Origin of the sequence: Micromonospora sp. AMSO12t (assembly GCF_008806585.1) — a bacterium.
GTDB lineage: Bacteria > Actinomycetota > Actinomycetes > Mycobacteriales > Micromonosporaceae > Micromonospora > Micromonospora reichwaldensis.
Window position 1 is genome coordinate 1 of record NZ_WAAS01000252.1, and the last position, 9,194, is coordinate 9,194.

General features: G+C 72.4%; 7 protein-coding genes and 2 pseudogenes. 3 read left to right on the forward strand and 6 right to left on the reverse strand.

Going from position 1 to position 9,194, the window contains the following annotated elements:
- Both F6X68_RS26495 and F6X68_RS26500 read right to left on the reverse strand, forming a co-directional pair.
- Nucleotides 1–274, reverse strand: a pseudogene (locus F6X68_RS26495) (translocation protein TolB); the annotation flags it as partial.
- Nucleotides 275–323: 49 nt separating this feature from the next.
- The gene (locus tag F6X68_RS26500) at nucleotides 324–2,507 is read right to left on the reverse strand and encodes an efflux RND transporter permease subunit (protein ID WP_151456828.1); all 2,184 of its coding nucleotides are present in this window, start codon (nucleotides 2,505–2,507) and stop codon (nucleotides 324–326) included.
- A gap of 101 nt (nucleotides 2,508–2,608) precedes the next feature.
- On the opposite strand from F6X68_RS26500, the gene F6X68_RS26505 reads away from it, so the two are divergent.
- Complete coding sequence (locus tag F6X68_RS26505) at nucleotides 2,609–3,334, forward strand: TetR/AcrR family transcriptional regulator (protein WP_151456829.1); 726 nt, start codon at nucleotides 2,609–2,611, stop codon at nucleotides 3,332–3,334.
- Nucleotides 3,335–3,350: 16 nt separating this feature from the next.
- Here the strand turns inward: F6X68_RS26505 and F6X68_RS26510 are convergent, their stop codons facing one another.
- The gene (locus tag F6X68_RS26510; protein WP_151456830.1) at nucleotides 3,351–4,004 is read right to left on the reverse strand and encodes a hypothetical protein; all 654 of its coding nucleotides are present in this window, start codon (nucleotides 4,002–4,004) and stop codon (nucleotides 3,351–3,353) included.
- Nucleotides 4,005–4,115: 111 nt separating this feature from the next.
- Between F6X68_RS26510 and F6X68_RS26515 the strand changes: the two genes are divergently transcribed.
- On the forward strand, nucleotides 4,116–5,711 hold the full coding sequence (locus tag F6X68_RS26515; protein WP_151456831.1) for an NAD(P)/FAD-dependent oxidoreductase: 1,596 nt from the start codon (nucleotides 4,116–4,118) through the stop codon (nucleotides 5,709–5,711).
- On the opposite strand, the gene F6X68_RS26520 is transcribed toward F6X68_RS26515, so the two are convergent.
- Both F6X68_RS26520 and F6X68_RS26525 read right to left on the reverse strand, forming a co-directional pair.
- Entirely contained in the window at nucleotides 5,692–6,339 is a 648-nt protein-coding gene (locus F6X68_RS26520; protein WP_151456833.1) for a TMEM175 family protein, read from the reverse strand. The two genes, F6X68_RS26515 and F6X68_RS26520, sit on opposite strands and share 20 nt — an antisense overlap.
- A gap of 112 nt (nucleotides 6,340–6,451) precedes the next feature.
- On the reverse strand, nucleotides 6,452–8,035 hold the full coding sequence (locus F6X68_RS26525; protein WP_151456832.1) for a Rieske 2Fe-2S domain-containing protein: 1,584 nt from the start codon (nucleotides 8,033–8,035) through the stop codon (nucleotides 6,452–6,454).
- Nucleotides 8,036–8,352: 317 nt separating this feature from the next.
- Here F6X68_RS26525 and F6X68_RS26530 point away from each other — a divergent pair, with 317 nt between their 5' ends.
- Entirely contained in the window at nucleotides 8,353–8,574 is a 222-nt protein-coding gene (locus tag F6X68_RS26530; RefSeq protein WP_121396083.1) for a DUF2631 domain-containing protein, read from the forward strand.
- Between the two features lie 100 nt (nucleotides 8,575–8,674).
- Here F6X68_RS26530 and F6X68_RS26535 read toward each other — a convergent pair.
- Nucleotides 8,675–9,194, reverse strand: a pseudogene (locus F6X68_RS26535) (cell division protein DivIVA); the annotation flags it as partial.

The following is a 9,194-nucleotide window of genomic DNA, read 5'->3' on the forward strand; positions in this document are numbered from 1 at the left end:
CGCCCGCCGACCGGGCGACGTAGAGGTCTCCGCCGGCCGTGCCGGTGATGTTGTCCACCCCGGTCAGCGGCGCGGCGCCCGCCGGCACCAGCGAGTCGTCGTAGGCCAGGTCGAGGCGCTGGTTCACCGCGTCGTACGCCCACACCCGGTTGGCGCCCTTGGTGGTGAACCAGCAGGTGCCCCGGTCGCACCAGCAGCCCTCGCCGCCGTCGAAGTGCCGTGCGGCGCCGACCTGCCGGCGGGTCGGCACCGGGAAGCCGTCCCGGTCCGGCAGGTCCGATGCCCCGTCGACGCCAGGGCCGACGGGGTATCGATGGAAGCTTCTATTTGGTGAACTCGGCGTGACGGGTCTCCGGGGCCGCCGGCTCAGGCTCGGCGGACTCGTGCAGGCCGAAGCGGCGGTGAAAGCGGGCGAGCGGGGCGGGAGCCCACCAGTTCCAGTGGCCGAGCAACCGCATCGTGGCCGGCACCAGCAGCGCCCGGACCAGCGTCGCGTCCACCACGATCGCCACGATCATGCCGATCCCGATGAGCTTGATGTACGCCATCTCGCCGGTGGCGAAGCCGGCCACCACGATGATCAGCAGGAGCGCGGCGGCGGTGATGATCCGCCCGGTGTGCTGGAGCCCGGCCGCCACCGAGGCGGTGTTGTCGCCCGTGCGGTCCCACTCCTCGCGTACCCGGGAGAGCAGGAACACCTCGTAGTCGGTGGCCAGCCCGAAGAGCACGGCGAGCATGAGGATCGGGTTGCTGGGCTCGATGAACCCGGTCGGGGTGAAGCCGAGCAGGTCGGCGAAGTGACCGTCCTGGAAGATCCAGACCACCACCCCGAACGACGCGCCGATCGACACCAGGTTCATCAGCACCGCCTTGACCGGCAGCACCAGCGAGCCGAAGGCGAGGAACAGCAGCACCAGGGTTGCGGCGGCCATCAGCAGGGCCATCCAGGGCAGCCGGTCGCCGAGGCCGTCGATCAGGTCGAGGTCGACGGCGGGCCGGCCGCCGACGAGCACCTGGGCGCCGTCCGGCGCGGGCAGGTCGCGCAGCGCCCGGACCACGTCCTGCGCGGTGTCGCCGGCCGGCTCGCCCGGGTAGGTCACGGTCAGCAGCGTCGACGTGCCCCGGTTGGCCGCCACCTGCACCCCGGTCACGCCGGGCACGGCGGCCACCCGGTCGGCGAAGGGCTGCGCCTGTTCCGGAGACGCCCCGGAGACCAGCACGTCGATCGGCGAGATCGTGCCGCCGGCGAACTCCGCGGCGACCCGCTCGGAGACGACCCGGGGCTCGGCGTCCGGGGGCAGCACCCGGTCGTCGAACCCGCCGAAGGAGACCCCCAGGAACGGCGCGGCCAGCACCGCGAGCAGCACGGTCACCCCGACCAGGTAGCGCACCGGGCGGCGCATCACGCTGTGCGCGATGCGGGCCCAGGCGCCGCCCGTCTCCCCCGCCGTCGGCCGCCCGCCGCGCGCCCCACGCCGCCACGGCAGCGGTACGCGCAGCGCGTCGATCCGACGGCCGAGCACCGCGAGCAGGGCCGGCAGCACGGTCAGCGCCGCCAGCATGGCGACCAGCACGGCGGCGATCCCGCCGAGGCCCATCGAGCGCAGGAACGCCTGGGGGAAGATCAGCAGGCTGGCCATGGCGAGCGCGATGGTGAGCCCGGAGACCAGCACCGTACGCCCCGCCGTGAGCATGGTGCGCCGGATCGCGGCGGGGGTGTCGTGGCCGGCCGCCAGCTCCTCGCGGAACCGGCTGACCACGAAGAGGGAGTAGTCGACCGCCATGCCCAGGCCGATCAGGGTGATGACGTTGATGGCGAAGACCGACACGTCGGTGACCAGGGTGACCAGCCGGACGGTGACGAACGCGCCGAGGATGGCCAGCCCGCCGATCAGCAGGGGCGTCGACGCGGCCACCAGCCCGCCGAAGATCAGCACGAGCAGCACCAGCAGCACCGGCATGGAGAGCAGTTCCGCGCGGGTGATGTCCTTGGTCGTCTGGGTGTTCGACTCGTGCAGGGCAGCCGTCGCGCCGCCGACCTCGGTCCGTACGCCGGGCGCGTCGAGGGCCGGCCGCAGCTCCTCGTACGCGGCGGTCTTGTCGTCCTTGTCAGCGGCCCGGAGCTGGATCAGCGCGTAGGTGGCCCGGCGGTCTGTGGAGAGCAGCGCGGGGGCCTGCGTGTCGTACCAGGTGGTGACGCTGGTGATCTCGGAACGCGCGCGCAGCCCCGTGACGGTGGCCGTGACCGGGTCGCGGAAGGCCGGCTGGTCGACGGACGCCGTGTCGCTGGACCAGAGCACCACCAGGTCTGCGCCCTGCGGCCCCAGCTCGCGGTCGATCCGTTCGGCGGCCCGGCTGGACTCGCTGGCCGGGTCGTCGAAGCCACCCCCGGTCAGTTGCCCGAAGACACCCGCCCCCCAGGTCGATCCGACAGCGACCAGCACCAGGGCGGCGGCCAGCACCGCCCAGCGCAGCCGCACCACCATGTGTCCCCACCAGGCGAACATTCGCCTCTCCCTCCACAGATGGCTAAGCTGCTACCATCGCTAATTTCAGTGAACGCCGTTAACTATCGCAACGGTGTTTCCTCTGGTCAAGGTGGTTGTCGATGGCCGCACCCACTCGGCGGGAACGCCTGCGCACGGCGACCGTCGCCGAGATCAAGGACGGGGCACGCCGTCTGCTGGTGACGGGTGGGATCGACGCGATCTCGCTGCGGGCCATCGCCCGCGACATGGGCATGACGGCGCCGGCCATCTACCGCTACTTCCCGAGCCTGGAGGCGCTGGTCGCGGACCTCGCCGCCGACCTCTACAACGAGCTGCGGCTGCGGCTGGAGGCGGCTGGGGACGACGCCGGGGGCGAGCCGGTCGCGCGGTTGCTGGCCATGTCCCGGGCGTTCCGCGCCTGGTCGCTGGCGCACCCCGCCGAGTTCGGGCTGATCTTCGGCGCCCCCGTCCCGGGACGGACCGCCTTCGTCGGCGGCCACGCCACCCCGGACCACCCCGGCGCCCGCCTCGGCGCGGTCTTCATCCAGCCGATCCTCGACCTGTGGCGCCGCTCCCCCTTCCGCACCCCGCCCGGCGAACTGCTCCGGCGGCACCTGGACGGGCGGCTGGAGCCGCTGCGGCTCAGCCACGGCGAGGTGCCGATCGAGGTCGCGTACGCCTTCCTCTCGGGCTGGACCCGCCTCTACGGGCTGGTCGCCATGGAGGTCTTCCACCAGTTCGACTGGGCGGTCACCGAGGCCGAGGCGCTGTTCGAGCTGGAACTGGAGACGTTCGCCGCCCAACTGCTGGCCGGCCCGCCCCCGGACGACAGCCCGCCGTCCTGACCTCGCTGGCGTCCGGCTACCGCCCCCGCGCCCGGGTCCGCTCCCGGTGCCCGGCACGGTCGGGGCGCCCGATGTGGCTGCCCTCGCGTCGGGACTCACCGAGCCAGAGGTGCGGCGCGTGGTGGCGGACCGCCGACACCGCCAGGGGCACGTCGGCAGCCTCGAGACGGAGACGGTGGCGCAGGTGGGGCAGCCCGGGGCGGAACGGCGCCTCCTCGCGCACCAGTGTCCACAGCACCGGGTCGTCGCGGTCGATGTGGCCCGTCGGGTACAGCTCCAGGGAGTGGAAACTGGCCTTGTGCCCGTGGCTCGTGAACAGGCCGACGCCGGCGAGACTGTGCCACGGGATGACGTTCCGCCGGTCCCCCTTGTCGAACCACAGGCCAATGTGGTCGACGAGGATCCTCGTCCGCCGTTGCCGCCAGGACACCACGAAGAGCAGGACACCCGGCACACCGAGCGCCGCCAGGGTGCCCGCCGCGACGAGCCCCGCCACAGGTGACCGTGGCTGATGGCTTCCGCCGACGACCGCGACAGCCGCGACGAGGCCGCCGATCCCGGCCAGGACGAGGAACAGGGAGAGCGGCAGGCCGACCCGGGCACGGCGCCGTCCGGTGGGTAGCACCGTGGCGTTCGGGGCGGGGGTGGGCGCGCTGAAGGGTGCTGCCATGGCAGGCAAGCCTAGGCCGACCGGCGGCGGAAGGGCCGACCGGCGGCGGAAGGGCCGACCGGCGGCGGAAGGGCTGACCGGCGGGACCTGTGGGCGCTAGGCTCCACCGGCATGGGTGACGAGCTGCCGCCCCGGGCCGACGTGGTGATCGTCGGCGCCGGGCACAACGGTCTGGTGTCCGCGATCCTGCTCGCCCGCGCCGGGCTCGACGTGCTGGTGCTGGAGGCGGCGGACGTCATCGGCGGGGCCACCCGCACCGAGGCGCCGTTCCCGAAGGTGCCGGGGCTGCGCCACTCCACCGGGTCGTACCTGCTCGGGCTGATGCCGCCGGAACTGCTCGCCACGCTGGACGTGCGCATCCCCGTGCTGCGCCGCGACCCGCACTACTTCCTGCCCACCCCCGGCGGCCCCGGCTCGCCGTACCTGCTCTTCGGCAGCGACACGGCGGCCACCCGCGCGCAGCTCGCCGAGTTCTTCTCCCCCGCCGACGTGGCCGCCGACGACGCCCTCCAGGCCGAGCTGGCCGCGCTGCGTGACGACCTCGCCCCGGCCTGGCTGGCCGAGCCGCTGCCCGTCGAGGAGACCGCCGAGCGGTACGTCCGGCCGGCGCTGCGGCAGGTCTTCGTCGACCTCGTCCGCGGCTCCGTCGCCGACCACCTGGCCCGCTTCGACTTCCGCTCCGAGCTCCTGATGAGCATGTACGCGGTCACCGACGGCCTCTCCGGGCTCAACGCCGGCCCCGACGACCCGGGCACCGGGCACAACTTCCTCGTCCACAACATGTGCCGGCTGCCCGGCTCCGACGGCACGTGGATGATCGCCGAGGGCGGGATGGGCACCGTGTCGCGTACGTTCGCCGACGCCGCCCGGACCGCCGGCGCGACGATCCGCACCGGCACGCCGGTGCATGCGATCACCCTGGACGGCGGCGCGGCCAGCGGGGTCGTCCTCGCCGACGGGCGGGAGATCGGCGCGCGGGTGGTGCTCGGCGCGTGCGACCCGTACCGGCTGATGGACCTGCTGCCCGACGGCGCGCTCCCGGCGCCGCTGGCCGAGCGGATGGCGGCGGTCCGCCGACCCGGCACCACGCTCAAGCTCAACCTGGCGCTGACCGGGCTGCCCCGCTTCTCCTGCCTGCCCCAGGGCTCCCCGAGCCCGTTCGGCTCGACCATCCACCTGCTGCCCGGCTCGGAGTCCCTGACCGGCGGGGGCGGCGAGTCGCCGATGGCGGCGCTGCGCGCCATGTGGGCGGACGTGCAGGCGGGTCGGCTGCCCGCCGAGCCGACCATCGAGTGGTACCTGCACACCACCGTGGACCCGTCGCTGTCCGACGGCAGGGGGCACCACTCGTCGGCGCTCTTCGTGCAGTCGGTGCCGTACGAGCTGGCCGGCACCACCTGGGACGAGGCGCTGCCGGGCTACGTCGACCGCCTGATCGGCATCTGCGAGCGGTACGCCCCGGGCACCGCCGACCTGATCGCCGACGCCGTGCCGCTGCCGCCGCCCGGCATCGAGGCGCACTTCGGCATCACCGGCGGGCACATCCACCACGTCGACAACACGGTCTCGTTCACCGACCGGATGCCGTACGCCACCGGCGTCGACGGCGTCTACGCGGGCAGCGCCGGCTGCCACCCGGCCGGCAGCGTCATCGGCGCCGCCGGCCACAACGCCGCCCGCCGCGTCCTCACCGACCTCGGCCGCTGACCTCGCCGCCGGCCTCGGCGGGGGGCAGGTCGCCGGGACGGTGAATGAGGGAGAGACCGAGGAGCAGCAGGTAGAGCAGAAGGCTGAGGACCGCGTTGACGAAGACGAAGGCGAAGGCGATCAGGTAGAGCAGTGGGCGCAGCAGCAGGCGCCGCGCCACCGCACGGGCCAGCCGGGGATCCAGATCGGGGTGGAGCAGCCTTCGCCGCCGTGCCCACCACCAGCTCAGGTTGAAGAAGATCGACTCGCCGAGCACGGTGCCGAAGTAGAGTGCGGCGGTCAACCGCTGCTCGGTCGACCCGCCGCGCAGGTTGTCCGACAGCAGGTCGGCGGTGAACGGGATCGCGGCCACGAAGAGCAGCACGAGCAGGTTGAACACCAGCAGCAGCTGATCTACCCGGACCACGTACCGCCACATGTTGTGGTGGCCGAGCCAGATCTGGCCGGCGATGCCGAAGGTGATCACATACGCCAGGTAGGACGGCCAGGCGTGGGCGAGGGCGTCGGGAAGCTCCCTCCCACCGGCCCTCGCCGGGCCGTTCTGGAGCAGTTCGACGGCCATCACCGTCAGCACGACCGCGAAGACGCCGTCGCTGAACGTCTCCACCCGGGAGGCGTCCCGGACCATCTCCCGGTCACGTCGGTACCGGTAGCCGCTCTTGCGCACTCCCTCGGCCACGTCACCCCCTCGTCGACCTGATGGTCACCCGGCGGGGGCGGCGGGCGCGGGGAAATCGCCGTTAGCTGGCCGCCTCGCCCGCCGGGGCGGGGGTCTGCTGCTCGCCGGCCCGGTGTGCCCGGACCTTGTGCCCGACGCTGGTCAGGCACCGGCCGCTGGCCAGGTCGAACCTCCAGCCGTGCAGTTGGCAGGTGAGCTGGTCGCCCTCGACGATGCCGAACCGGGTCAGGTCCGCCTTCAGGTGCGGGCAGCGCCGCTGCACCACCCAGTCACCGAGGGTGATGTCCTCGGCGTCGGTGCTCCGCTCGTGCTCGTCGTACCAGCCCTCGGCGTACTGGAGCCGCTCCGTGGAGAGGCACTTGAAGAACGCGTAGACGAACTCGTTGTACTGGCCGATCCGGGCCGCCGAGAAGCGGCAGGAGAGGAAGAGGGAGTTGACCCAGTCCACCTCGCCGATGTGCAGCAGGTGCTCGATCAACGCCCGCTCGGTGCGGAACCGGTAGCGGACCTTCTCGTCGGCGTACGGCCGGACCTGCTTGCCCGGGAAGTCCACCACGATCGACTCGACGCTCTCGCCGTCGTAGCTGACCAGGTCGAAGCGGACCGGGCCGCCGACCCCCTTGGCCAGGTAGATCGACTCCTCAAGCAGGGGCTCGATCCGGCGCTGCATCTCCTTGAGCACGTCCACCTCGGGGTGCCGCCAGGACGCCTTCTCGGCCTCGATGACCGGCCGCTTGCGCTCGCGCATCTCCTCCAGGTGGGCCACCTTGTTGGCGAAGAACTCCTCCACGGGCACCGGGTGTGTCGTGCTGGCTCCGGAGGTGGTGATCTCCGCGACGCTGCCCGGGAGCAGCACGACGCCGTTGGTGCCGCCGACCTTGGCGTACTCGCTCAGGAAGACCGACTGGTCGGGGAAGATGTTGCCCTCGTCGCCGTGGATGTCGTTGAACTGCCACAGCTCGTCGTCGAGGAAGCAGGGCGGGCCGGCGATCGGGAAGACGTGGTCGGCCTTCAGGTCGTCGATGTAGCGCCAGGTGCGGTCGAACTGCCGGTCGCGCTTCTGCTTGCCGAACGCCGTCTTCGCCGCCTGCGGCAGCTCGTAGACCATCGGGTACCAGATCGCACCGGAGAACTGGAGCATGTGCGCGTGCACGTGGCCCAGCTCGGCGAAGGCACTCAGGTCGGTGGGACGGGCGTCGTTCTGGTTGAGCAGCCGGACCCCGTCGTACTCCACCCACAGCGACGAGTCGCCGATCGGGCCGTCGGTCGGGCTGGTCAGCGCCTGAATCATGATCTTCAGGCCGCCGTCCAGCTCCACGACCTGCTCGTTCGGCGCCTTCAGGAACTTGGTGAAGCCCAGCTCCCGCAGCTCGTCCTCCATCTCGGAGGTGGGGAACGCGGGCAGCAGCACGGTGGCGTCCTTCGACACGAAGCGCTTCAGGTGCGCCGCGTCGAAGTGGTCCCGGTGCAGGTGCGACACGTAGAGATACTCGACGTCGCCGAGGGCCTCCCAGTCGAGCAGGGAGTTGTCCGGAAACGGGAACCATGAGGCGAAATAGGCCGGATTGACCCACGGGTCGCACAGGATGCTGCCCGCGGCCGTGTCGATCCGCATGCTGGCGTGCCCCGTACCGGTCACTCGCACCGCAGTTCCCCCTCAAAACGACAAACAAGGTGTACGCCAGAAACGCTACCGGAGGGAGTCTGGCGACCTACCCGCGACGCCGGTAGTGCCGATGCGCCCGGGTGGAGCCGGGCCCTTGGTCCCGACGCCGGCGACGCCACCTGCCCGACGCCGGGCACCGTGCCGAAGTCCCTGCCGGCCCTCGTACGTACCCCGGGCCGACGCCCGCCGCGCCCGTGCGGATCGTGCGGTCCGCCCCATCGGTCGGACCCAGCGCCGGGCCCGGCACGAGGCGTGCCAGACTAACCGGAGATCCGATCGCGAGGGAAGGACCGACAGTGGCAGGAAGCGAGCCGGTAACGTCGCCAGACCAGCACAAGCCCGGGCACCGCAAGTCCGGGCGGATCGGCGCGGTGGTCTCCGCGCTGGCCCTGCTGGCGATGCTCTGCGGCAACCACGAGGGCAGGGTCGAGAACATCTGGCTGATCGGCCTGGCCGTGCTGCTGCTGCTCATCGTCATCGGCGACACCGTGCTGCGGCGCAACGGCCTGCGGTCCTGACCGCACCCGCGTCAGCCGGCGTCGCACCGGTCCGCGCGCCGGAGGCCACACGCACGAGGGCCCGCCCCCGACCGGGGAGCGGGCCCTCGCCGTACGCGGATCAGCGGCCGAACAGGATGTCCTGCACGTCCTTGAGCGCGGCGTCGACCTCGGCCTCGAAGTAGCCACCGGGCACCAGCCCGAAGCGCAGCGTGTCCAGCTCCTTCGGGTTCACCGGCATCGGGTTGCGCCCCTGCATGCCGCCCAGCAGCGTGTCGAAGAACCGGTCGACCTGGTCGGGGTCGTACCCGCTGCCGAACCGGCGCACCTGGAAGCTGCGACGGATCTGGTCGACGCGGTAGAGGTCGCTGCCGGGCGGGCCGGCCATCGGCGGGCCGACCATCGGCGGCGGGCCACCGACGGGTGGGCCACCGACGGGTGGGCCACCGACGGGTGGGCCAGCGACCGGCGGACCACCCACCGGCGGACCGGCGTGCGGTGGGCCGCCGAAGCCCGGCTGCGGCTGCGGAGGCGGCCCGGCCGGGCCCCGGCCCCGCATGTCACGCGGGTCCCGCTCAGGCATCCGGATCTCGGCGGTCATGTCGGCGCGAGCGCGCCGGCCGGCCTCGAACCCGTCGAAA

Bases quoted from the DNA above. Each gene is read 5' to 3' on its own strand.
- F6X68_RS26500 (WP_151456828.1), bottom strand. From the start codon at position 2,507: ATGTTCGCCTGGTGGGGACACATGGTGGTGCGGCTGCGCTGGGCGGTG.
- F6X68_RS26505 (WP_151456829.1), top strand. From the start codon at position 2,609: ATGGCCGCACCCACTCGGCGGGAACGCCTGCGCACGGCGACCGTCGCC.
- F6X68_RS26510 (WP_151456830.1), bottom strand. From the start codon at position 4,004: ATGGCAGCACCCTTCAGCGCGCCCACCCCCGCCCCGAACGCCACGGTG.
- F6X68_RS26515 (WP_151456831.1), top strand. From the start codon at position 4,116: ATGGGTGACGAGCTGCCGCCCCGGGCCGACGTGGTGATCGTCGGCGCC.
- F6X68_RS26520 (WP_151456833.1), bottom strand. From the start codon at position 6,339: ATGGTCCGGGACGCCTCCCGGGTGGAGACGTTCAGCGACGGCGTCTTC.